This is a genomic window from Pullulanibacillus pueri (genome assembly GCF_014639255.1).
Taxonomy (GTDB): Bacteria; Bacillota; Bacilli; order Bacillales; family Sporolactobacillaceae; genus Pullulanibacillus; species Pullulanibacillus pueri.
Genome location: NZ_BMFV01000032.1, coordinates 1 through 25,514, shown reverse-complemented (window position 1 = coordinate 25,514; position 25,514 = coordinate 1). Strand labels below are relative to the sequence as shown.

Below are 25,514 nucleotides of genomic sequence, written 5' to 3'. Positions count from 1 at the left end.
GTTTGCAGCTTTTATCGTTTTTATACTGTTTATTGACAAAACGGTGGGAACGTTAAAATTTAATAAAGATCATTAAAGGATTGAACAATTCAAAGACTGTTCCATTCTCCCTCTCTTGCATGTTTGATGAAGGAAGCGAAGTAACTACTTTCAGAACATAGTCGCAACAAATGGTAGGACATTTTCGTATATAACGGAGGTGAAAAATTTTAATTAATAACTTTTATTATTAATTAAATAGAGAAATGTATTGAATATCCCAAGAAATACGACTCACCATGACAATCAGAATTAATTTGAAAGTCAACAGTTATATTCCCTTTTTAGATATTAAGATGATTGAATTTAATTCATATGAATGATATCAAAAGATAAAAAAGGATTAGCTGCTTTTTGGGATTACTGACGCTTTTCTGGTTCCAAAGGGTGTATAAATTCACCATAGTATAGAAAAACATTATTCCCTTATGAAATAGCCTCTAATCCTAACATAATCACAATTTGTTTTTTCCTATTGCCAAGCCAAATACAATCAAGAGTTGATAAAACCCTCACAGGTTTAATCCATCTTTGAACATTACCATATTACTTCTATCCCGTTGCTTATAATTTTATGGCCTAGTTAAAATATAGACACTTTCGCTAGTCTGTCCATTAAAAACAGTGCTACAAACAATTTGATACACGCTACTGACGTGTTGAGCTTTTTTAATCCCTATATCTGTGAGAATATTACCTAGTCTTAGAATAAATAGCTCAGTCTTGTTTCAGTAAAACTAATAGGTCTATTTTAAAAACATTACTATATTTGCCTGCAAAATGGCCGTATGGTTGGGTTGGTGGTCGATTGACCGCCGACCCGACCATACGGCAACCAAGCGAAAGCGCGGTAGTTTAAACAAATTTAAGGAAAAAGGACTTTCTTTTTGTATAGTAGTGTTTGCCGACAAAACCTACAAAAGAGAAAGTCCCTATGAAAGAAAATACTATAAAACTGCCTACTGTCTACATTAAAAGACGAGGATAACAAAGATCCTATCCTCTAAAAATGGAATAATCACCACTTTATCATCCTGTTATTACCACATTATGGGTATTGAACAATTGAGTTTCAGGATTTCCGAAGGAAAACTGATTTAAAAGCCTACTTTTTCAGTGGCTTCTTCCTGTCTCTCCGTCCCACTAAAAATGCTGGGACAGGGTTCCTGACCCCCTGTCCCGCTACATATTCAACTCGGAAATTTCCTCTAACGATTTTCCTTTGGATTCGATGTTGATGACAACCAAGATGATGAATAGGATAATGATGCCGGCGCCTATTCCCGATAGATATAATAATTTCATAGAATGCGATAAGATAAGGGCAATGATATAAGAGGAGACAAAGCCGCTGAGTCGGTTGGCGGAGCTGTTGACTCCCATGGCAAAGCCTCTAACGCTAGTCGGGAATAATTCGGATGCCCATGTCCACGTGACACTTGCCCCTAGTGAGCCGAGGAATTCCATACACACCCAAAGGACAAAGAACACACCAGCTGGCACATTAACGGCCAGAAGTACGATCAAGATCAACGTCATAACCCCAAAAGAAATAATACCTATAGGTTTCCGACCTGCTTTATCTATTAAGAGGCCTCCCACAACAAAGCCGGCAATATTAAAGAGCCAAACAAAGGCTGATCCCAGAAGTGATATTTTCAGATCGCCCGTTAGGCCTACCGTTTTTAGCACTTGTGAGGTAAATAAGTTTATCGGCGCGATTAAGAAAAAAGCGAGAAAGGTTGAGAAAAACACACCGATCAATAAACGCATCAGTTTCCCACTAAACAAAGCTGACCATTTATACCCCTTTGTACGTTCATTCAATACTGTCAGTTCTTCTGCAGATACTCCGATGTCAGAGTGTTTTAAAGTCTCTTGGGCCTCCGCGATTTTACCCTTGGAGACTAACCAACGTGGGGATTCTGGGATCGACTTTCTGATCGCAAGGACAACAATGGCAGGAAGGATGCCAATCAAGATCGCCCATCGCCAGGCCACAGTTCCAAAGAGAAGGAGAAAGGCATCCAATACTAAGAAGGATAACACTGCACCAATGCCCCACATAATAAACTGCAAGGATAATAGAAAGCCTCGGCGTTCCTTAGGTGCAAATTCAGCCACCAGTGTCCAGCTCACCGCTAAATCAACGCCAATGGCTAATCCGGTAAGAAACCTCCCTATAAATAGCATCGGTACGTTAACAGCAAGACCAGCAATTAAAGTCCCACCAACAAATAGAAACAAATCAAACACAAACATCATTTTTCGACCTGATGTGTCCACAAGCCTGCTTAAAAAAATAGAACCAAAAAAGCCTCCAAGAAAGGCAATACCAATCAGTAAGCCTGAAACGGTTGAAGATGTTATTGAAAATGTTTTAGTGATTAATGAAATAGCACCCGATATCACAATGAGATCGTATCCATCGAGCAATCCCCCCATCCCCGCTAGCACCGCGACTTTCGAAGACAGTCTCATCACGCGATTCCTCCCCCATATAAAACTTATTTTTATTCATTTATTCCTCTTAACTCGATTGTAATCGCATACATAATTTCTCATTAATAAATCTTCTACATGACTCTCACCCCCATTTTCAAAAAGACATCAAAGCCCGCACCTATAGTTTTCTCCCCTCTATTAATTGAGCCTTCATCCAATGATTATCCACTAGGGTGTCCCCTTCTTCTAACAAAATTGTATAAAGACGCGTCCGCAATTGCTGAATAATAGGAAGATAGCGTTCATCGTCAATTGCATTGTTCAATTCGTTAGGATCTTCCTTCAAATCGTAGAATTCATCAACATCCGTGGTGTTCCAAATATATTTCCAGTCAGCGGTGCGTATCATTCGCTGAGTATAGAGGCCAAATTGTTGGCCATTATAAGTGGACACTACTTCTTTTCGCCAATCAGAGATCTTCTCGCCTTTTAACAAGGGGACTAGAGATCTTCCCTGATGTATGGCAGGCGGTTCAATCCCACAAAGCTCCAGAATCGTCGGGGAAATATCCAATAAGTTGTAGATAAACGCCTCGCACATCACACCCCCCTTAAATGACTTCGGCGCTTTTACAATTAAAGGGACTTTCACAACATCGTCATATAACACATAATGTTTATCTATCATACGGTGGGCCCCACACATATCACCATGATCTGATGTGAAGATAATGACTGTATCCTCCTCTAACCCTAACCGTTTAACCGTTTGTAAGACCTGACCAATTGCCTCATCCACCTGGCTAATCATTGCATAGTAATGTGCCACTATCGGCGCCCATTCTTCCCAAGTAAAACCTTCGATCCCCCAGCTGACTAACTGCTGCCTCTGAATATACGGTTTATTCACAAACGTTTCTTGAAAACTGCCCCATTTTTGAAGAGTTTCTGGGCGATAACGTTGAACAAACTTTTCATTCGGCCTATAGGGTAAATGCGGTTCAGTAAATTCTAAATTAATATGCCAGGGCTTTCGGCTCTTAGCATATCTTTCTATCGTCTTCATTGCCTTTTGCGCCAACCAATGTGTTCTCGTATCTTCTAAAGGGACAGGGTCAGGACTCCCAAACCAACTCGAAAGGGAATCACTCTCCTCAATTTTAATCCCATCCATATACTTATATTCCGGATACTTTTGGGTTCGATAATTGGCATAGTCCGCCTCACTTACATAGTCGTCATAGCCAAAATGCGTTGGATCACAAATTGGATGCACATGCCACTTGCCTAAATAAGCAGTTTGATAGTCCTTTTTCTTCAATTCCCGCGGCCAAGCATAGGCTTTAGGATCAAGGGTCAATGTTTTCAGCCCAAGATCATAATTCCACAAAGCACCAAAGGTTTCCGGTCGCCTCCCATGAAGAAAGGATTGTCGTGCAGGACAACAGAGAGGAATATGAGTGTAAGCATTGGAAAATACGACTCCCTCAGCGGCTAATTGATCAAGATGAGGAGTCTTGACGGGATACTTTTGGCTGAATCCCAAGCAATCATATCTTTGTTGATCAACCATGATATATAAAATATTTGGCGTTCGGTCCATTGATTTTCCTCCATCTAATGGTATCGTTTTATAGATTCCAGCAAACCAGAAGTTAAAATGCTAAAACTCTAACCAATTGCTGCTCCACTTCACTTATTAGCTGGGGTGTCCCTTTGCCTCTATTTTCCCCTCTCCACTTAAAGGGATCGATCTATAGGGAGTCGCCCATATTTATAGAGCAATTACAGAATGGACTTAGTGACACTTTCAACAATAGAAGCAAACTACATTTTACCGAAGGCCATCAGCAAGACGGTATAGGGAATAGGTAGCCTCTTTACTGCCAATGTTTTATATCCTTTTTATTGAGCAGAATACCAGTGCAATGTAGGACTCCAATAACTCCTCTCATTTAAAAAATCGTCGCTTAGCCTCATGTATATACAGGAGCGTATGGAAAGATCGTCATTGAAATAGAGTCAATGCGAGTTATAAAAACTTTATTCTATCTTCCTTTTAGATATGTTTGTTTTTATTTTGCGGTTAAATTCGAGAGGACGAGGGGCTCAGCGACTTGGCTTTCTAGGGAAATAGTCACCCCGAAGCTAAGGGGGTTATTTAGACTTCCTCCCGTTTCCGGGACAGCTAACCTGTCCCTATAGATACACTTTGAGATTATCAAGGACAACGGCGTAACCATTTGGCCACATATGTATCCCATCAATGGCATATTCCTCTTTCAAGTTACCTTCCTCATCCGTTAACCCTTCATTCACATTAATAAATGAATAACTATATTTTTGTGCCAATTGCTCAATGGCCTTGTTGGCTGATGCTATCGCTGGATTCCTTCGCGTCCTAAACAGTTCTGCTTTTTGTTCCTGACTGACTGTTGGAAAGTCAGCTTTGGCGTTAACCGGATAATAAGCCATGACGTACACCTGACATTCTGGCAATCTTTCAGCGATCTGCCCCAAAATCTCCTCATAGTTAGCTAGAAGATTTTCCTGCTTATAGTCTGGGGAAGCGATATCATTTGTACCGATGTTAATAAATAGTTTTGACGGTTCCAACTCAAAAATGCACGCTTCCATGTACCTCAGTAGTTCTTCCGTTACAAAACCACCAATCCCCCTGTTATAAATAACATTGGGTTTATCGAGTGCCTGTTGAAGTTCATTGATTGGGAAATACTCCATTAACGAGGACCCAACGAACAAGGTTTCTCCCTTTTTTACAAATTGGTTGAGCATCTTATACTTTTTAACCTTTTCAAGCTTCTGACCCTGAGCAGCTTCTTCTCCCATAGCCATTAATAGTGCTTTCACTTCAGGATTCTGTAGGACCCTTTCCCTTTCTTCACTTTTCATCAGTTCCACCCCTCATTTTCATTATTTTTTCACGACTCTTTTATATCCGATACTAACACTCTAAACAAAGAATGAGAACAAAACATAAGAAATAAGATAATATTTCGACAACTTTTCTCTTTTTTATCAAGATGAGGTAGATCCTCTCCCCAAAATGCAATTGTAAATGCATAGAGCCTTCTTTTAAGAATTTTAATCAAGAAGTTTTTAAAGAAACACTTACTTGCTTTAAAGTCAATAAAAGCTCCCAAAAACAAAATTTAAGAATATGTTCAAATAAACGAAAAGACACCTTCAAATTTTTGATGGGGATGGGACAAAACATTAATGAATACAAATACCAAGCAACACAAATTTAAGATTGAATAGGAAACAGAGAGCGTAGTCTAAATTCGGAGACACCAGTGGGAACTGCACCCGTCTAAAGATCCACTTTGGAGTACTAAAAGATCTACTTCAAAGTTAGCTGGAGCCATGACCATGCGGAGTATCTTGACAGAGCGATTCACCTCTTGCTAAGAATGAAGAAAATCCGTTCATTCAAATAGAATGTTCGGATTTTTCAATGAGTGAAATACTTCTGTCCTAATCTCTAAAAAAAGAGGTGTCCTTCTATTGATAAGAAATGACCTTTACAATAAGTAGTCACATTAAGATTTATGCCATGCGTGGTCTATTGAGTTCTTTTTAAAACTGTAAAGTCCCAATTAATTAATATTTACTAGGGGGCATGAGATTCGTTCCATCTTTAAGAATAGAAGGAAGTGTGTTATGAATATATGGAGGAGCAGGTGTAAGTTTAGGTTCCGGTGCAAAGGGAACGGGCTGTTCAACATATTGGAAAGTTCCTTGTCCATCGATGCTTTGTCCGTTAGCCCATCGACCGGTAGCACTTTCGTTCCCTCTCGAAAGATTAAATAACGCATAAGATACTTCTCTTTTTTCAAGCTCTTTGGGGAATGTACTCGGAACGACTATATTTTCTTTTGATTCAAGTTCATATATAGCGGCAACCCATTGATTTTGGTGCATGGTATCCCTAGCTATTAACCACGATAGCATGTCTTTAACTCCTGAATCAGTAGCTTCTTCATACAATCTTACAGCTTGAAGTCTGCCTTGAGATTCGGCATTTAAATTAGCTCTAAAATCTGCGAGTAAGTTTCCACTTGCAATAATATAATCAGCGGTCCATCTGTTTCCAACACTATCTGCTGGCAAAGCGCCTAATCCTGAAACAATGGCGTGTTGCGGGTTCATTCCACCTAAAATTGCACCAATAATGGGATCCTTAGCTGCTTTTTCTAAATCCCCTACAGGTGCACCATCAAGGAGTCGAGCAATCATTGTTGCAAGCATTTCGATATGAGCAAGCTCCTCAGCCCCTGTATCCATTAATAAATCTTTATATTTACCGTCTCCACGTACGCTCCATCCTTGAAATAGATATTGTAAGGCCACTGAAATCTCCCCAAATTGGCCACCAAGAATTTCTTGTAGTTTTTTAGCGTATAAAGGATCAGGCTTCTCTGGTTTTGCATGATACTGCAATTCTTTCACGTGATAAAACATTTCCTTGTAACCACCCTTTTCTCATGCGTATTTTGTATTCTTTTTTAGAATATGGATAAGAGCATGTCTGGGTGCCTATGGAAATCAAGGGTAAAAAACATATTCTGTTGTAGTCAACACATATGAAAAGATGGCCACAAAAGGGAATTCCTGCGAAAAAGTATAAAGGGAAACGCTAAAGATTTCTAAATAGGGGAAAAGTGAAATGAGAAAAGATTGAGTTATCCTTGGGGAGAGCTGCCTAAATTCTTTTTAAAAAAAGCAAAGGGAGGTCCAAGCCTCCCATTAAGTTATTCTCAGGTGTTACTCTTATTTCTTTCAGACTGTTGATTTTGGCGTTTTACTTCTTGGGCATCCGTCTCCCAGGAAAACTCTGTTCCAAAATTGGATTGTTGGTTAGTATTTTGGTTATTCATTTGATTTTGAAGTTGTGAAGCGTTTTGTGCTACATTTTGTAATTTCTGAGCCGCTTGGTTTTCAAGTTGTGACATATTTTGCGCTTTTTGGCTATTCTGTTGTTGAAGTTGAGTTGCATTTTGCTGTTCTTGTTGTGCAAGTTTTTGGCTCGTTTGTTGGATTTGGTTAAGCTGTTGGTTCATTTGATTTTTGTTATTTCCTGCCATAATGCATTCCTCCTGAATGGGTTTGATATAAGCGCTTACTACTTTCCCATTAGTCACTCATTTTTAGTGCCTTTTGTGCATTTTGGTTGTCTAAAGCAATTTGTTCACCAACATCTGCTGGGTGATAATACCCATTTTGCACCATGTAATTGGTAACTTGCTCATGCATACCAATAGCATCATTAAGCTGTTGCTGTAAAGTCGCTCTCACTTTAGGAGAAGTTGTTTCACACAAAGCGACAGCATAGCTATGGATGGCCGACTTTGCCGATACAAGTAAATCGCTTGCGATGATTTGATCAGTCATACCACCCATACCCGTCATATTTTGTACAATTGGATTCAACTTCTATTCACCTCTTTTATGAAATAATGTTTTGTAGATCCTTGATTTGTTGTTGTGCTTTGGTAATGTCACTTTGTAAAATGTCTTTTAATTGCTGATCTTGAGCAAGATTGCTCATTGTAGTCGATTTCGTTAAACAAAGGTTTTTAAAATTTAGTATTTCATGGACTTCAAGAGTTTCATGTACCCCTAAGGTATCTGCCAAGTCTTTCACCTCCTAATATTATGACACCGGATTTATATTTTACTTTTTTTGTTTTTTTAGTCACTTTTTCACACATTTAGAAAAAATAAATATTAAGCCCATTTAAGAAAGATTTACTCTAACCCATATCAATATTTTTAGAAATAATTAATTTCATTAGACAAATGAAGATAATAAAAATTATAGTCATTAGAGTCTAAAAAATGATTCGTTCATATATCAAACTGACTAGATGAATGGGATCATTTTATTTAGACCTTAACTTCTATAAGTTAACGTTCGCTCCACTTTATTTTTTACACTTCAAAAATCAAAAGTTCCTCTACATTTTCTCCGAAGGATCCTCGAACTAGAATCTATCCAACTGTGTCGGTGGCAGGAGAACACCCCATACATTTCCTAATATCCCGTTCCCCACCTTTAACCGAGCCCACATCCTGACACCAATAACTGTCATAAGCTATTTTCGCAATTTATGTATAAGGATCAACCCATTCTTGTCCATAGAGGTCTGCACTTTATCGGTTCTGCAGGACCACTCAAGCTGACCATGATAATGACTGTCGTGCAATCATCAATCCAAATGCGTGACCAAGTAGATTATTTTCGGGTCTAAGTACTGCACAAATGGCTAGAACGGTCTACCCAGTTTTGCATCGGTAACATTGAACTCATCCCCAACTGAATAAAGCTTTTATGCAAAAGAAAGTTTATTAATTTTGCAGTTGTGAAGGGTAATCTCGCCTTGTTCAGAGTTTATGATAGTAGTATTATACAGTTGGTCCGCATATCCTCCGTTAATCGGGAACAGCTTAGATATCCATTTCTTTAACTTTTTGACTTAGAAATAACTACAATATCGCAGATTCGCAATTGATAGTGAGTGATTATTAAAAACAGTGAGAGGAAACAAAAGTGGATTCTTGTCACTAATCAAGAATGTAGAGGAATAGAAAGTGGAAGACTCATACTCATTATGAGGATACTTTGACTAGCATCAGCGAAGAATCCAGGGAATCTTTAATAATCAGAAGATATATAAAGTATTTTTGAGGACAAGGATAATAGAGACAAGGTTCCTGTCCCTATGTCCCACTTAAAAAAGGGTGGGACATGGTCCCACCCTTTTACTTTTCTTTTAGGTTTCTTCTTATATAATCTGCAATAAGGTGCAGGTATTCGCTATTTGTTGGTTTAACGTTAGCTTGTATAACGGCGGTGCCAAGGATAGGAGTCATAGATTCTTTATCGCCTCGGTTCCATGCAATTTCAATAGCATGGCGAATGGCGCGCTCTACTCGGGTAGCCGTTGTGTTATACTTTTTCGCAATTTGTGGATAGATGCCTTTCGTTATGCTTGAAAGTGTTGAGAAATCCTGACAAACGATTGAAATGGCATCTGATAGATAGCGGTGCCCTTTAATATGTGCGGGGACCCCAATTTCTAAAAGGAGCTTTGAAATCTCAGAGTCGAGTCTTTCCTTTAAAAAGACTGTATTTTCATGACGTGTTTTCTCGTTACCACTGTTTCTTTCTTCTCCATTATTAAGTCCCTCGAAATAGGCCACTTCAGCAAGATGATAAAGAAGCTCACTCATATATTCTTTATCATTATAATCTATCGCTTTCTGCATACGTTTGAGGGTTTTCTGTACCTTCTCTCTCGTTGCTTTGTTGATCTCCATTTTATAAACCTCTTTTTTGAGTTTCTCTCTGGAAAGGTGTGATTTTCTTTTATTGTAATACATTGTAAAAATAATTTAAATACAAAAATTAGTAATATAATATAAATTTAGTATAATATAGCATGATTTAAGACTATTTATTAACACGGCTAATCCTTCCATGGATGAGATTGTCACCTTGAATCCTTGGTTTTTAATTCTTTGACCTTTCCTTCTATAAATTTTTTAAATTCTTCCTTGGATACGTCAGATTTCATGGCTTCTTCAACCAAATCCAACCACTCACCCTGTAATTGTTCCTTTGCTGACATCTACACTCCCCCAAATCAACTTTTTAAAAAATGAAAAATGATAAGAGCCGAAACAAGACAAAAACTTTTAATGATTGACCATCCTCATTGCCATTTAAACCCTTCACATCTGCACAATCTTGACAATAATTCATGCTTCCTTAATTGAGGGAGCACTACTAAACGTTTTAAAAATCTGAAAATTTTGTCTATTATTAACCCAGCCTACCCTACATAGTGCAAATTATTAGTAGCTAAAAACTCAGGATTTAATGATCCGTCCACAGCAATAAAGCCCTTTCTGTGGCCACGTGACATATACCTCTTCCCTTTTTTTAGAGAAGTTAAACTCGGTATTTCACTTTTTTAAACTAAAAAACGAACAGAGTTATGACTTTATTTTTGGAATTAATCCCTCTCATCGATGTAAAAGTAAGTCTCTTGGTGATCCCTCAAGGATTAAAGTTGGTTAAGACACACCCCTTAAATATAGTACCATAATACCAGGTATAAAGTCCTAACCCTTATTTAAATTGAACCCTCTTATCAAGGCTTATCAGTATTACTAACTGCATGATACAACATGAACCGCTACACTAGCGTAACAATTAAGGTGCAATAGTATGCCATGTATGATCTGATTATCGCCATTGGTATGTCAATCTTTTCTTATGTTAGGGTTAACCACTTATCAATCAGACTGACTAGCCGGATAATCTTAAAAAAGCCGGATTATCAAGTTCAGGATTTTGAGAAATAAAAAAGCCTACTTCCACCGTACTTTAAGTGAAAAATTAGGCTATGAATGCTCCATTTAAAAAAAATATTGAGTACGGCTGTGTAACCAAATCACCACGGGTATCAGTAATAAGGATAAAATACCTCCAATGAATGATAAGACTGCATAACTTGAACCTGCCACAACCGTTCCCGAAACGGCTCCACCAGCAGCCCCTGACAACGCAATTAAAACATCAACGGTCCCTTGAGTCTTAGCACGTGTTGAAGGTGCAGTTGAATCAACAATCAGTGTTGTTCCACTTATTAAACCAAAATTCCATCCTAATCCAAGTAAAGAAAGGGCAATGACGATAAGTATCATAGAATCTCCTGGTGCAAATGCTGCTATTAAACCTGCCAGAAGTAATGTCATTCCAGAAGCAATAGCCATCGTAGTACGTCCTAACTTATCCACAAGGATACCCGTAACCAGTGAAGGGAGATACATGGCTCCAATATGAAACCCAATAACCAGACCTACTGCTCCTAAACCATGTCCATGATGCATCATATGAACAGGTGTCATCGTCATAATAGCAACCATAACAATCTGAGTAAGCACCATAAGCGTTGCACCTACGATTATCCCTCTCTTATTTTCTGTATGTTCAGTGGCTGTCAGATGCCCTTCATCACTGCGTTTTTGCTTAGTCGATCCTATCATTCTCGCTATAACTAACGGATCTGGCCGAAGCATGATGAATAGGACAACACCGGCTAAGATATACGCCACTCCTGCTAAGATGAACGGACCAGTAAGTGATGGAATACCAATAGAATGAGCGACGTTCCCCATCACGTCCACTAAATTTGGACCTGCAACTGCACCAAAGGTTGTAAAAACCATCGCAATACTAATAGCAGTGGCTCGCTGTTTATTATTTGCTAATTCCGTTCCTGCATAACGCGCCTGTAAGTTTGTTGCTGTCCCTGAACCATAAATAAGTAGGGAAAAAAACAATAGGAGAATACTATTTATTATGGCTGAAATAATAACGCCTAGCGCGCCAAGCCCACCAATCATAAACCCCGTTGCTAAACCTATACGGCGACCAAACCGTTGAGAAAGTCTCCCAACAAATAAGGCGGCTCCTGCTGAACCAAAAGTAAGTAAAGCTGAAGGAAGTCCAGCATACGCATCGGTACCGAGCATTTGCTGCGCAAGTAGTGCACCCACAGTAACACCCGCTGCAAGCCCTGCACCACCAAAAATCTGTGAAATACTTACAATGATTAACGTGCGCTTATATAACGCCTTTTGTTTTTCTGAAGAATTTATGTAGCTTTGTAGCGAAGCTGATCTCTTGTCTATTGGTTTTACACTATCTTTTTGAAGCATTACCTTACCTCACTTTCTGCCTTCTAACGCACTATTGTCTTCACCACAATTATTAGACTAGTTTGAATCATAATAGCACGCGCAAAAAAGCCATACAATATTATAATTGTATGGCGAACAATATTAGATAAGATTATTTAGTAAGCCTTTAAGAATCCTCAATCCTTGTTCGAGCTCTTCTAGTGTTTCGGGTGCACATACAGAAACCCTGACCGCCCTGTCAGGACAACTATTTCCAACGACAAAACGTTCAGCTGCATACACTTGTACTCCTTGTTGTGCGGCTAGCGCTTCAAATTCAGCACCTGTAATCGTTCCAAGTAAGAGCAACCAACGAAAGATCCCCGTCTCAACACCTAGGCATGTATAGTGTTCCAAATAGTGATTAACGACTTGGTTCCTGCGAATGGTTTGTTCCCGATGGCCCTCAATCAAGACCTCAAACTGATTCGATACAATCATACGTGCTGTTAGTTCCGCTAATAACGGGGAAACTGTGATATTTAAATTGTAAAGTGCCTTTGAAATTGGCTCCTTGAATTGACTTGGAACGGCTACATAAGCTAGTCGCAACCCTGGTGCTAATGCTTTAGATAAGCTTGCAATATAGATAACCTGTTCAGGTGCAAAGGAGGCGACGGCAGGAAGCGGGTTCTTGTTGAGAAGATGGTACGATCCATCTTCAATAACGAACTGATTATACTTTTTAGCGATGTCTGCTATCCTTTCTCGATTCTCAATAGACATAAAGGAAGCTGTCGGATTATGATAATCTGGGATCAAGTAAACACCTTTAATATTATAATTTTTACACGCATCCTCAAAAGCGGTTGGACTCATTTCATAGTCCTCTGATTTTATCGGGACTATTTGCACACTAAGCATTGATGCTACCGTTTTTAACCCAGGGTACGTATGTTGATCAACACCAATGCGATCCCCAGGCTTACAAAGAGCTGCCAGTGTGGCGGCGATCGCATTTTGCCCCCCATTGGCAAACAAAATATGATCAACGGTTGTGTCAAACCCACCTCTTCGGATGAGCTTGATAGCAGCATCCTTATGCCAAAGGATTTCGCCAGGTCGACCATAACCAAACCACTTCTCAAAATCCGTCTCTTGTAACATACTTTTGAGTTGGAGTAGCAGCGGCCTGTAGGAAGCGTTGTCGGGGAGTGTTGCTCCCATTTCAATCAAATGCATCGGCTTTGTTTCTTCAAGTAAGTATGCATTGGATAGAGCATCATATGATACAAATGTTCCACTTCCAACCGATGCACTTAAAAAGCCTTTTTCCTCACATACTTTAAAAGCCTTTGAAACGGTACTCACATTTAAATCCAAATAATCGGCCAGTTCTCTCTGGGGCGGAAGTTTTGTTCCAGGCAATAAATTGCCGCTTAGGATATCCTTTTCCAATTGTCCTGCGAGCGCTTTATAAATAGGCTTTTCAGTTTTATCAATCGATGGCTTCCAGCTCATCGGATAGTTTTCAAAAGAATTAATTGGCATGCTAACATCCTTTTCCACACAATGATATGATTGTAAACAATTATATCATCGTGTGCTGCTTGTTAAGTAAACTTTCAAGAAAAACAGGTATCGATCTTAATAGAACTTAAAAAACGGCATCATCGAGAAGTAATCGCTTCTTAATTTATCTAAACGGTAATCCACAAAATGCTTATTTTATAATTTTGCTAAACAATAAGAGGAAAGAGCACTGATTATTCGATTGAAATAATCAGTGCTTAGTGAAGAGTCAGCAGGCAAGCAAATAGCACTTGAATATGGGTATGTATTTACCCGAAATCCCATTCAAAGCACATTGAGTAAATCTTATCCTTCTTAATGTTTGTAAGCATTTGCCTCTAGTGTCCGTCACAAAATCAAAGTTTCTTAATCCGCCCTTTGAACTGTTCTATGAATCTCGCATTGGCTTCGTCCCCACCCGTTGCATTACCACTCATCCAAATCGGCGGTGTGATCCCTTGTGCCACTAAAATCTCAACCGCTTCGGCTGCCATAGCATTCAAAAGGTAGGCATTGGCAAAGGTTGAAATGGCAGCAACGCGTTGGTCCAATCCTGAAATATCAACCACTGCATCCCCTACATCAACTTGACTATCTAGCACAACATCGACGAGTTCATATAAATTCTTTTTACTGGGATGCCTTGCAGGATGATCCTCCGGAGTCTGCGCGGCATGCTTTACCGATGTGACACCTATCGTTGTAATTCCTCGTCGCTTCGCCTCCAAAGCAGCATCAATGGTTGCTGCGTTAATCCCATAAGCATTCACAATAATTAACAAATCACCTTGTTGGAGATTATAGTCATCAATAACAATTGTGCCATAGCCAGGTGTCCGCTCAATGGCCATGGAGCGCAGGGCCCCACCACTTAATAAGGTTCCTTCATCCAAAATGGCACTCACATGCATTAATCCCCCTGCACGGAAAAACAATTCTTGTGAACCTAGATTTGAATGACCACCTGGACCATAGATAAAAACGAGTTTATTTTGTTTGATTTGCTCAGCAACCAACACCGCCGCTTGATAGACAGCTTCACCTGCGCCATCATGTAGAGAATGGAGATGTGCTGTGATCTTTTCAAGGTATTGACTCATAACACGACTCAAAAATATCCCTCCGTTCATTTACATCAAATTGTAGACAATCTTACCCCGCTTAATCGTTTGAATGACGTTCAGCCGCCCGGTCTGGTCCATTTTAAACATGACCAAATCCGCAGGAGCACCAGCGGTCAGTCCCTTTGCTGTAGGTAGTTCTAACATTGTAGAAGGATTAATGGACGCCATTTCCCACACTTTCTGAAATTCGCAAATGTTTCCCTTTAAAAAGGTTTCCATTCCTTCTCGGATTGATTTTACAGATCCTGCAAGGAGTTGCGGTTGATCAGCCAAATGAAGCCTTCCCTCAGGGGTTAACACCACATGACCACCGACATGGGTCACATAGTTTCCAGGCGATAGCCCAGCAAGATCAACCGCATCACTTACCAATATGGTTTTTGACTGTTTCACCTTGTAAATGACTTTTAATAACGATACGGGTAAATGAAAACCGTCGCCAATAATACCGGCCCAAAGTTCATCGGCAGCAAGTTGATCCCATATATAATGAGGATGCCTTGGTAAGACCGCATGTGCGCCATTTCCCAAATGTGTTGAAAAGCTTGCCCCTGCTTCCACGGCTTGTTTAATTTGCTCAGTATTAGCCGCGGTGTGACCAATCGCAACCTTTACACCCTTAGCCACACACCTCTTAATAAAATTCGGCGCTGAAGGCCATTCAGGGGATAGCGTAATCATGCGAATATGCCCCTTCGCTACGTGCTGCCATTTTTCAAAAAGCTCCCAGTCAGGAGGCTTTACAAACGCAAGTGGATGTGCGCCTCTTGGACCATCTTCCGGTGAGATAAACGGCCCTTCAAGATGGATACCCGCAATATTCCGACCCCATTCATCTGTTTCAATAAAATGGGCAATCACCTTGAGGGCTTGTTCGATCCGTTCGTCGCTGTTCGTGATGACCGTTGGCATATAAGAGGTCACCCCTTCTTGCCATAGACTTTTGGTCACATGTCTCACACTCTCAACCTTTAAAGGGGAAGTATTAAGATCATGGCCTTGATAGCCATTGACTTGGAGATCCACCAGTCCTGGTCCGATCCAAAGGTTCTCATCGAATGCACCTTCGATATTTGAACTGATCTTTACAATAACACCATCTTTGACACTTATTTGTGTGGGTTGCCCTGTACGAAAATCACGGCCTTGAAAAGTGACAACCTCTTGTTGTACAGACTCCATCTTTAGTCTACCCCATAGGCCTTTTGATCAACAAAGAGACTAGCTTGTGGATGACGTCTGAGAATGGAGGCGGGGCATGCTTCTGAAATCGGCCCATTTAATGTCTCATATACGGCCTGCCGTTTTGTTTCGCCAGGGACAATACATACCATAGATTTTGCTGAAGAAAGCGTAGGAACGGTGAGTGTTATCGCTTCTGTTGGCACAGACGCTAGATCAGGAAAACATCCATCATGAACCTGTTGCCATCGACAGGCTTCATCTAATAAAACCGTTTTAACCACTTCTGGATCGTTAAAATCAGCGACACCCGGATCATTAAAAGCGATATGGCCATTTTCACCAATTCCTAGACACACAATATCGATAGGCGCCGCCTGAATAAGTTGCCCATAACGCTCACAGGCCGCTGCCTTATCACCATCAGAATTTAAGTAATGAATGTCACCAAAGGGAACCTTATGAAATAAATGTTCATTCAAGTAATGAGAAAATCTCGCGGGATGATTCTCCGGTAACCCGATATACTCATCCATATGAAAAGCCGTTATCCGCTGCCAATTAATATGTTCCAGTTGAACAAGATGTGCCAAAAATTCATTTTGTGATGGCGCGGCCGCAAACACCATCCGCACTTGGTCTTGCTTTTCCATTAACTCGCTTAGGAGCCGTGCTGTATGTAGCGCTGCAGCTACGCCCATTGAGTCTCTATCAGCAAATGTTTTTATCTTTAATTGATCAACAGTCATTGACTTCACTAATTGTCTATCCATGCCACGCTTCCTTTCTAATTTCCTTTTATTTCTGTCAAACCTTTTGTTATGAGGCATTCAACCTTCTCTGAATAAGGACTCGGAAGGCCGAAATAAGCGGCTGATTCTTCAGCTTCGTAACCGCCTTCCTTCAATTGCTCCGCAGTAGGAACATAGCCAATCATGCCATTGGTATACCCAAGTGACAGAACATCATGACCTAAATGCTCCCACACTAAAGATTCATAGGCCCCTAACATCTCAGCATTGGCTGTCATAAATGTCAGTTTTTCCGAGAGAGAAAAATAGCTTAGCTTCAATGATGCCGTCGTCGGGATCCCGTTTTGTTCTAGCAGCCGCGCCCATTCACTTGAAATACCTGAATCAGCTTTTCTAATAGCAAGATCATCTGTACTTGGCACACGGGCAAAAGGAAGATCAATCGTTTTTGTTTTTAAAATTACTTTAGAGGGGTGAACGGGCTCCATCCTTTGATCTAAAATGGTCCCAACCGTTTCAACAAGCTTTTGACCGACTCTCTTAACATCCTCAGCCGTTCCTCGAAAAAAGTGTCCCTCTTTTATTAATGCCGGCCGTACATCGCCACAAAAGCCTTGTAAAAAGCCAGCGACAAGCCCCTCACCCATGTATTCTAAAGCCTCCATGGCGTAGCCTGGAAATTCAGATGAGACAGCATTCTCATCTGATGTGGTCGGATGGCACGTCGCATGTACTAGTAAACCTTTTGTCGTCCCAGCCTCTTTTTTTAATTTGATGACCGTCACCTTAGGATGATGATTCCCACTGAGATTAGGTGCCATTATACATTTTCCCTTCTCAATTTTCCGGCGATTCACACCCTCCGACCAGTGACCACACCCCCGCTCTATAAATACAGGCTCAAGATTTTCAATCGATCGCCTAACCCCTTCAGCCACTTTTTCTACTAACATGGAGAGATACCTAGGATTTGACACACCTAAAGAGGGAGTGACGCTATGACTGGTTTGCGGACCTGAATGATTATGGGTCGCATGGAGCATGATATTCTTCTCTTTAATCCCATACTTTTCAATCTCCCGACATATAGCACGATAAAGACTGTCTCCCCACCAAATGAGATCCGCTGAAACCAATACATAACGTTCTGCTGAATCCTCAAATAGAAATACTCGGGCATAAAGTGAGCTTTTGACCGCTTTAAATACACCGATTCGGTGAGCAAATCCCGCTAAAGGTAAAGGGAAAGTTGGGGTAATATTCACCTTTGCCACGCCCAATCGAAGCTTATTTTTATCCGTTTCCATCACTTCACCTCACATTTATCTATACAGAGCTATCCTTATCTTCGAGTAATTCAATAATGAGTAGTACATTGCGAATAATATGGAACGGATCTTTCACAGGCAAGGCAACAACCTTATCAATCGGCTGTCCCAAGCGATCACGAATTTGAATCCATTCACCTATAGCACTATCAGGATTGGGAAAGGTATGAAAAACATAGTCATGAAACTTTTGATACCACTGACGGATCCGCTCCTCATGAGTGATCTGTTCGGCAAGAAGTGTAGCATACAAAGCCTCAGAATGGGGCCACCACAGCTTCGTATCCCACGTCTCTAAAATCAACGTCTCGTAAGGTTCCTTTATCAATGACCCGCTAGGTTTACCACCTTCTCTATCAACAAAACGCAATAATCCCCCGTAGTCTTGATCCCAACCCACTTCCAAAGCAACAGCAATCGATTCAACAGCTGGAGAGATCCACTCTAGATGATGTGTCGTTCTTCCTGCTTGAATAATAAACCACATATCCTCAATTGTATGTCCCGGATTGATATGCCTGCAAAGGAGCTCCGTATTGGGTCGGCTTCTATCCTCATGGACCATTTCGGTCACAAGCCCAGTTTTCTCACGATGTATCGTCAGTATTTCTTCCACAAAGGCTTCGACATTCACCTTAAATTCTTGAACTCTATCATGTTTAAAGGACTTAAGACATTCATAAAGTTCTGTTGTGATATTTAAAAGAATCATAGGAACAGAGTGGGCCTTTAACCCTTCTGGAATTGGATAGGGTTCACTACGGAGGTCCCCCTTTTTAAGGCGCTCAGTTAATCGATCGTATAAAGTGAGGGCTCGATCAACAACCTGAATCTCCTCCGTCACACTGGCAAAACGCGATAGACCTAAAATGACGAAACAATCGGCATAAAAACTTGTATCAAACCCATTCCCCGGAAGACTTTCTTTTAATTCCCCATTCCGAGTCAAAAGAAAGGCACAATGGCCGTTTGGCAATATCGCATGGTTCCACAGAAACTCGATCGTTAACCTCGCCTGATCCAAATAAGGGCTAGGATCACCCTCTAATATTCCTTTCTGGCACAGTTCAGCAAGCTTTGACCAAAGCCAAATAAACCGCCCTTGTGACCACGTATATTTATCATGACTGACTAAGGTATCCCCTGAATTATTAAAACAGGTATAAATTCCTCCATATTCCTGATCAATAGCGTGCTGCCAGAAAGGGAGAAGATGGGTTTCCAAGTGATTTTTATAAAAATTTAAAAGTTCCTTGCTTTGTAATGCCATGACCATGCTCCCTTTCTGCTTATGATAGATCTACCCCTGATTACTGATTCACCATAAATGATTATCCTTCTATATTATTATTAGAGTGCACGATCTTTACTAATCGAACTTAAAATGTCCGTCACCTCTTGGCGCACGCCGACACTTCTTGTAAAGTAACCGACAACAACAAATAGGATAAAGGAAACTAAAATCGGTAAGCCAACGGTTGCTGCTGTTCCGACATCAAAAACAAATTTATCAAGTGAGAACATCACGACACCACCGATAATGGACGTGATCGCAGCGGCTGGACCACAATAACGAAAGACCGGTAATAATCCAAGAAGCATGGGGATCGATACAGGTCCGACTAAGGCACCAAACCAAGTAATAATCAATCCTAAAACACCGCCGAAGCTATTTTGTTCAACAGCAATTAACAAAGTAAGTAATACAAAGATCAGCGTTGTCAAACGACCCGCAACTAAAGCCCCTTTAGAGGACAAACTATGCTTTTTCCCCGTCAAAACCGGTAAAATATCTCGCGTAACAACAGAGGATATCGCATTGGCATCCGAAGTGGTCATCGCCATAGTGTGACTAAACATCCCCGCTAAAACTAAACCAATAAGTCCTGAAGGCAATAGATTGGTCGCTAGGATCGCATAAGCTTGATCAGGTTGTTCTAAATTCGGGAATAAAATGGGTGCAGCCCACATCGGGAAAAATAAGATCAATGGCCATAGTAAGTATAGAAAACCGGAAAGAAGAGCTGATTTTTTCGCCTCTTTAGCATTTGGTGTCGCAATATATCTTTGTGCAAGATTCCATGTTCCGCCGTTGTAGCTCAGAAAATCGATAAACAGGTACGCAAAAACAAACCAAAACGTGTATGGCCCGGCAAGAAGATCACTATGATGAGCAGGTAATTTACTCCACATCCCGCCGATTTCGCCAAATCCGCCAAGCTTCGCCAGAACAATGAAGAACATAGTAAAGCCTGCCACTAATTGAATGATAAATTGAACAAAATCTGTTAAGGCATCCGCCCATAAGCCCCCGATGGTTGAATAAATTAGAGAAACACCACCGGATATCAATATCCCAACCCATAATGGTAGACCAGAAAAAACTTGTAGGACAATCGCAATAGCCGCCCACTTTGCCCCTACATCAAAGACCTTTAATATGACACCACTCCAAGCCATGATTTGCTGTGTGGGGACATTGTATCTAGAGGCCAAGTACTCCATTGGAGAAGCAATATTATACTTTTCGCGTAATCTCGCCCATCGTGGTGCAATCGTGAAGGCACCAACAAAAATAGCAATCGAAACGGGAATGGCCCACCAAAAGTAAAGTGTGAAGCCATACTGGTAGGCTACCGCAGCATAGGCCACAAAAACAGCGGCACTATACCCTGACATATGGTGAGAAATCCCCGATAACCACCAAGGCATTTTCCCACCAGCAGTAAAGTAATCCTCAGCATCTCCAACCCTTAGGAAAGACCAAACGCCTATGCCAATCATCAAGAAGAAAAATAAAATAAGGACAAACCAATCAATTCCACCCATTGAATTCCCTCCTCTTAGTTTAATTAGTCCTAACTTATGACTAATTAAACATAAATATATCACAAATAAATCTAAAGGTAAATTATATTCTGAAATTTTTAAAATTGGGTGGAATTTCCTTATTAACGTTTTGGCGTTTCAAATTTCGTGATGACTGCTAGTGCCATCCCCCATGCTGAGGATAAAGATGGACTGGCAAATACTAAGTTGGCATGCTTCGCAGGATGAGATAAGGCTTTATTCATCATGGAAGACAATGTCGATTGTTTAAATGCCTCTATTCCATTATAAGGACTATCTACCACAATATACTGGGGATTGAATAGATTAATAATCGTGGCTAAGCCCGCCCCTGTATGCTGGCCAATTTCTTCCATCACCTGATTTAGCGCTTTAAATCCATCCTGAATGAAAAGAAGTTCGGATAAGGGTTTTGTTTGCTCCTCATCATAAAGCAGATGAACCCCCCGTTCCTTTAACTCCTCTACGACAAAGGGAAGAGAGACTAATCGTTCAAGGCAGCCGTGCTGGCCACAAGAACAAAGCGGCCCATCCGCCTGAATGCTAAGATGACCAATCTCACCTGCAGTATTACTAAACCCATTTAAAATATCATTATTTAAAACTAGCGCCCCTCCCACTCCCTCATCGATTCGGAGATAAAAGGTACTCTCGGCCCCTTCTGGGATAACCTTTACTGGCGATAACGCTGCCGCCTTAACGCGATTAAACACTTGAATGGGAACAGAAAGACTTTCTAACCGTTCTACAAAATTCACATTCTCCCATCCGAGATGCACTGAATAATGGAGCAGCCCTTGTTCAGGATCCACTAATCCCGGAACAGCGATCCCAAGACCCAAAATAGTCTCGTATTTCTTTTCAAGCTCCGACCATAGCATTTCTATTTCTTTAAAAAAGTGATCTGGATCTTGAATTTCTACTTTAATCGTTCGGCTATCTACAATAGTCCCAAGATAATTGGTGACGACCACCTCTATGGAATAATGCCTAATATGTACGCCTACAGAAAAAAAGATATTAGGATTAATCGCTATTTTCTTCCTCGGTCGCCCCACTCCGATAGAGTCAATCCCCACTTCACTGATGACACCCTGCTTATGAAACTCGTCTATGATTAAGGAAACAGTATTTTTACTAAGGCCCAGGCTCTCAGTTATTTCTTGTCGTGAACTCACATTATGCGTTCTTAAATAAGCCAGCACACGTTTTTTATTGACCTCACGCAGCAAAGCAGGACCTTTTTTCATCTCAAATCACCTTTCATATACACTATTAATGCTATTATAATCTACTTTTTCCACTTTTCTTATTTCATTTTTATTATAACTTATCTTAAACCAGTGGATATCTTTGATATCATCGAAATTACCTAAGTTGTAGAAATTCTTAGCTGACACTTCACCGCTTCGCTAAGCACAACCTGATGTCCAGGCATACACCTTCACACATTAGGGTTGTCACCAAGTCTAATGACGATAGCCATAAGGTCTCAGCAAGTTAAATATTTTGACGTTATAGGAAAAGAGAGAACATGATGTCCTCTCCTCATTCTTTCCAATATGGCGTAACTTTTGATTTTTTTAAAAGTTAATGACGTCTTCCAACCGACGTGGAATACTTCAGCAAAAAAATTTCGAGCGATGGTAGCATTTCGCTAGGGATTAACCTCCTTTAGTAATCCGAAGGTCTTTTAAGTCAATAACAAGATTTGTAGATCTGATGAAGTAAAATCCAAGAATACCGTCCATTTCCAACCCGTAATCCATTTCCCCGATCTCAACTTCAAAGTTTTCTAACAAAATGTCATCAATCTGAATATGGTCAAAATGCTTGGAATAAACAACTTCCATACCGCCAACTCCCCTAATTTTGTTCAATATATCCCCTGGTTCTACCTTAACACCAATTTTCTCAACAACATTTGCATTAAAAACAGTTCCAGCAGATCCTGTATCTAGCAAAACATTATTTAATTGAAGACATTTTCCACGGAAGTTGATAATAACTTTTACAAACGGCTATCCATATCTCACATCTATATTCATCGCGGGCCTCTTATACCTGTCCATTTCTCACGAAGTTGTAATGTTTCACGGGAAGTGTGAAAGAAACCATATACCCGAAATGGATCTTCACGATGCAACCTATAATAGTGCTTCATAGCATCAGCAGAATCGGGAAATCGGTCAATAATTGATACCTCATCAATGATGCAATAACCATCCTCTGAACGAGATTTCAATGCCTCACAAACTATCCACTCATTTGGAAACTGCTCCCTGACTTCTTGCCACTTCAAGGACTACGCCTCCCACTTATCCTTATTTTACTTCATTATATCAAATTCTCACTTTTCGATTCTAGCTCATTGATTAATGTGTTTCAAAATATCCTTCTAATCCATGGAGACAATATTCGATATTTAGTAACCATACTCGTCTCTAGGACATACTCTTCGTGTTGGTCTTTCTTTTCTTTAACCTTAGAAGCTTATATGTAGGATAATTGGAAGTTTCCAAGCGGATATTTTAGTGCAATTTTATCGTTAATAAAAAGTATTTTTCAAGCATTTTCAAACTTCATTATGAGTTTCCTCGAGCTTTCGCTAGAGTATGCCGATTACGCCTTTTTTCCATCCTTATAGAAAACCTCTTCACTTTTAAAGGTGAATATAAAAAATGGCAGACCGTTAAAAAATAAAAAACAAAACCTAAAAAAAACTCCGAAACCAGGGAATCCCCCAATTTCAGAGTAAAAATATACTTCTATTCGTTTACCTTCTTCAAACGAAAAGAGACGTAAAAAACTTAGCTGTTCTCTTGCCACATTATAACCGACTAATCTAAGTAAACTAAAGTATCAAGTATGTCTTGCAAGCTCAGTTCTGCACCTGCCATTGAAGTATCAGCGACACCATAATAGATCTTGACCTTATCCCCTTCTAGTAAAGCCCCACAGGAAAAGACGACATTTCCAAAGAAACCTTCGACTTCATAATCGGCTTCTGGTTCGAGAATCGGTTGATTCGACCGAGCAATAACCTTAGTAGGGTCATTTAAATCGAGTAAAACAGCCCCCATACAATAACGATGGTCTTTATCTGCACCATGGTAGAGTTCCAGCCAGCCTTTATCCGTTTTTATCGGAACAGCACCGCCACCAATTCTACCGTTATCCCACATACTTTCACGTAACCCTAATAAATGCTTATGATTGCCCCAATGGACTAAATTCGTAGATTCAGCAATCCAAACTTCGGGTCCCCCTACACTCTTGGGTACAGGACGGTGCAGAGCATAATACTTACCGTTTATTTTCTCCGGAAAAATCAGAACATCTTTATTTTCTGGAGCAAAGATCATGCCTTTGCGTTCTACCGTTTTAAAGTCTTTTGTCGCCACAAGAGCTTCACCGACCCCTAATGGAGAAACAGCACTGAAATAAATGTAATAAGTATCCTCAATGCGTGTGACTCTTGGATCCTCAATCCCAAAGATCTCTAAATCATTCGAGGGGTAAACAAGGGGATTGTCATCAATGGTAAAATGCTGCCCGTCCTGACTTCTCGCAATCCGTATATAGGAAAGCGATGTTAGATAGGCAAACTCTGCACTTTCACCTTTCCTTCATGAATTTGCCTTTTCTTTAAAAGACTTTTTCGGACAAATTTACTTAAGTGTTGAAGAGGAAATTAGAAATCGTGGGATGCATTTATTCATTGAGTCTATTAGTCATCATACCGCAGAGAAGCTCGTCTTACCCTCTTTACTTAACAATCTTAACATTGATGGGCTACTCATCCTCTCTCATCTTCCAACAGAATATATATCCAAGGTTCTCTCTACAGGAATCCCCTCGGTGCTCATTGATCACCATGATCCCCACTTTCAGGCGGATTCTATTCTCATTAATAATCGCTTCGGAGCTTATAACGCTGTTGAGCATCTTATCCAGCTCGGACATAAAGATATCGCCTTTGTCGGTGATATTGAGTTCTCACCAAGTTATGAGGAACGCCTCGAAGGGTATCTTTTAGCTCTAAGAAAACACAACATTTCTCCTAATAAAAACTTCATTTTCTCAAGCGCTAAAGAGAAGGAAGAGGAGATTGAACAATTTATAACTGCTTTATCGGAGCAACCGACCGCGTGGTTCTGCGTCAATGATGGGCATGGCTTCCTTGTCTCTTCAAGGCTTAAGCAAATGGGCCTCAACATTCCAGGCCAAGTCTCCGTTTGTTCATTTGATAACGGCCAGCTGTCGCAAATCGCCACTCCTAAAATAACAACCGTAGATATTGACCTTAAACATTACGGAAAAAAGGCAGTCGAACAACTTTTTCAAAGAATAGAAAACCCCAATAAACCTTTTGAAGAGATCCTCATCTCTACTCAATTACTCGTAAGGGAGTCGACGGCGATTAGAGTTAAAGCTTGGTAATAATCATAACCACCCTTCCAAAGGGTGGTTTGCACAAAGGCTATAAGCCTAAACTACCGGCCGGC

21 protein-coding genes and 1 pseudogene are annotated in these 25,514 nt (G+C 40.4%); 1 reads left to right on the top strand and 21 read right to left on the bottom strand.

What is annotated here, in order from left to right; translation table 11 throughout:
- Nucleotides 1-1,221: 1,221 nt before the first annotated feature.
- From IEV91_RS16795 to IEV91_RS16695, 21 genes and pseudogenes are all read right to left on the bottom strand, one after another.
- Entirely contained in the window at nucleotides 1,222-2,520 is a 1,299-nt protein-coding gene (locus tag IEV91_RS16795) for an MFS transporter (protein ID WP_188498588.1), read from the bottom strand.
- Between the two features lie 142 nt (nucleotides 2,521-2,662).
- Nucleotides 2,663-4,087: a sulfatase family protein gene (locus IEV91_RS16790; RefSeq protein WP_188498587.1), complete on the bottom strand. Its 1,425-nt coding sequence runs from the start codon at nucleotides 4,085-4,087 to the stop codon at nucleotides 2,663-2,665.
- Nucleotides 4,088-4,683: 596 nt separating this feature from the next.
- Nucleotides 4,684-5,397 (bottom strand): GDSL-type esterase/lipase family protein, encoded by a 714-nt coding sequence (locus IEV91_RS16785; protein WP_204871322.1) that lies wholly within the window; start codon nucleotides 5,395-5,397, stop codon nucleotides 4,684-4,686.
- Nucleotides 5,398-6,108: 711 nt separating this feature from the next.
- Nucleotides 6,109-6,969, bottom strand: coding sequence for a manganese catalase (locus IEV91_RS16780; protein WP_188498586.1), 861 nt, complete (start codon nucleotides 6,967-6,969; stop codon nucleotides 6,109-6,111).
- A gap of 296 nt (nucleotides 6,970-7,265) precedes the next feature.
- Nucleotides 7,266-7,592: a gamma-type small acid-soluble spore protein gene (locus IEV91_RS16775; protein ID WP_188498585.1), complete on the bottom strand. Its 327-nt coding sequence runs from the start codon at nucleotides 7,590-7,592 to the stop codon at nucleotides 7,266-7,268.
- Nucleotides 7,593-7,641: 49 nt separating this feature from the next.
- On the bottom strand, nucleotides 7,642-7,938 hold the full coding sequence (locus IEV91_RS16770; RefSeq protein ID WP_188498584.1) for a spore coat protein: 297 nt from the start codon (nucleotides 7,936-7,938) through the stop codon (nucleotides 7,642-7,644).
- 16 nt (nucleotides 7,939-7,954) lie between these two features.
- Nucleotides 7,955-8,143: a spore coat protein gene (locus tag IEV91_RS16765; RefSeq protein WP_188498583.1), complete on the bottom strand. Its 189-nt coding sequence runs from the start codon at nucleotides 8,141-8,143 to the stop codon at nucleotides 7,955-7,957.
- A 1,127-nt stretch (nucleotides 8,144-9,270) separates the two neighbouring features.
- Nucleotides 9,271-9,828, bottom strand: coding sequence for a sporulation initiation factor Spo0A C-terminal domain-containing protein (locus tag IEV91_RS16760; protein WP_188498582.1), 558 nt, complete (start codon nucleotides 9,826-9,828; stop codon nucleotides 9,271-9,273).
- Between the two features lie 173 nt (nucleotides 9,829-10,001).
- Nucleotides 10,002-10,139 (bottom strand): DNA-binding anti-repressor SinI, encoded by a 138-nt coding sequence (sinI, locus tag IEV91_RS16755; protein WP_188498581.1) that lies wholly within the window; start codon nucleotides 10,137-10,139, stop codon nucleotides 10,002-10,004.
- 793 nt (nucleotides 10,140-10,932) lie between these two features.
- A complete protein-coding gene (locus IEV91_RS16750; protein WP_188498580.1) occupies nucleotides 10,933-12,237 on the bottom strand; it encodes an MFS transporter in 1,305 nt (434 codons plus the stop codon).
- Between the two features lie 123 nt (nucleotides 12,238-12,360).
- On the bottom strand, nucleotides 12,361-13,749 hold the full coding sequence (locus IEV91_RS16745) for an aminotransferase-like domain-containing protein (protein WP_188498579.1): 1,389 nt from the start codon (nucleotides 13,747-13,749) through the stop codon (nucleotides 12,361-12,363).
- Between the two features lie 377 nt (nucleotides 13,750-14,126).
- Nucleotides 14,127-14,882: a sugar isomerase domain-containing protein gene (locus IEV91_RS16740; protein WP_229745627.1), complete on the bottom strand. Its 756-nt coding sequence runs from the start codon at nucleotides 14,880-14,882 to the stop codon at nucleotides 14,127-14,129.
- A gap of 18 nt (nucleotides 14,883-14,900) precedes the next feature.
- Complete coding sequence (locus IEV91_RS16735) at nucleotides 14,901-16,076, bottom strand: N-acetylglucosamine-6-phosphate deacetylase (protein ID WP_188498577.1); 1,176 nt, start codon at nucleotides 16,074-16,076, stop codon at nucleotides 14,901-14,903.
- A 2-nt stretch (nucleotides 16,077-16,078) separates the two neighbouring features.
- The gene (locus IEV91_RS16730; RefSeq protein WP_188498576.1) at nucleotides 16,079-16,849 is read right to left on the bottom strand and encodes a glucosamine-6-phosphate deaminase; all 771 of its coding nucleotides are present in this window, start codon (nucleotides 16,847-16,849) and stop codon (nucleotides 16,079-16,081) included.
- Between the two features lie 14 nt (nucleotides 16,850-16,863).
- On the bottom strand, nucleotides 16,864-18,135 hold the full coding sequence (locus tag IEV91_RS16725; RefSeq protein ID WP_188498575.1) for a neutral/alkaline non-lysosomal ceramidase N-terminal domain-containing protein: 1,272 nt from the start codon (nucleotides 18,133-18,135) through the stop codon (nucleotides 16,864-16,866).
- Nucleotides 18,136-18,154: 19 nt separating this feature from the next.
- Nucleotides 18,155-19,426 (bottom strand): AGE family epimerase/isomerase, encoded by a 1,272-nt coding sequence (locus IEV91_RS16720; protein ID WP_188498574.1) that lies wholly within the window; start codon nucleotides 19,424-19,426, stop codon nucleotides 18,155-18,157.
- An 80-nt stretch (nucleotides 19,427-19,506) separates the two neighbouring features.
- On the bottom strand, nucleotides 19,507-20,985 hold the full coding sequence (locus IEV91_RS16715) for a sodium:solute symporter family protein (protein ID WP_188498573.1): 1,479 nt from the start codon (nucleotides 20,983-20,985) through the stop codon (nucleotides 19,507-19,509).
- Between the two features lie 122 nt (nucleotides 20,986-21,107).
- A complete protein-coding gene (locus IEV91_RS16710; protein WP_188498572.1) occupies nucleotides 21,108-22,256 on the bottom strand; it encodes an ROK family transcriptional regulator in 1,149 nt (382 codons plus the stop codon).
- 414 nt (nucleotides 22,257-22,670) lie between these two features.
- Nucleotides 22,671-22,970 (bottom strand): retropepsin-like aspartic protease, encoded by a 300-nt coding sequence (locus tag IEV91_RS16705; protein WP_229745626.1) that lies wholly within the window; start codon nucleotides 22,968-22,970, stop codon nucleotides 22,671-22,673.
- An 80-nt stretch (nucleotides 22,971-23,050) separates the two neighbouring features.
- Nucleotides 23,051-23,308 (bottom strand): hypothetical protein, encoded by a 258-nt coding sequence (locus IEV91_RS16700; protein WP_188498571.1) that lies wholly within the window; start codon nucleotides 23,306-23,308, stop codon nucleotides 23,051-23,053.
- A gap of 538 nt (nucleotides 23,309-23,846) precedes the next feature.
- Nucleotides 23,847-24,617: pseudogene (locus IEV91_RS16695) on the bottom strand (glycoside hydrolase family 130 protein); the annotation flags it as partial.
- A 58-nt stretch (nucleotides 24,618-24,675) separates the two neighbouring features.
- On the opposite strand from IEV91_RS16695, the gene IEV91_RS16690 reads away from it, so the two are divergent.
- Nucleotides 24,676-25,449: a substrate-binding domain-containing protein gene (locus tag IEV91_RS16690; protein ID WP_188498606.1), complete on the top strand. Its 774-nt coding sequence runs from the start codon at nucleotides 24,676-24,678 to the stop codon at nucleotides 25,447-25,449.
- Nucleotides 25,450-25,514: the final 65 nt, after the last annotated feature.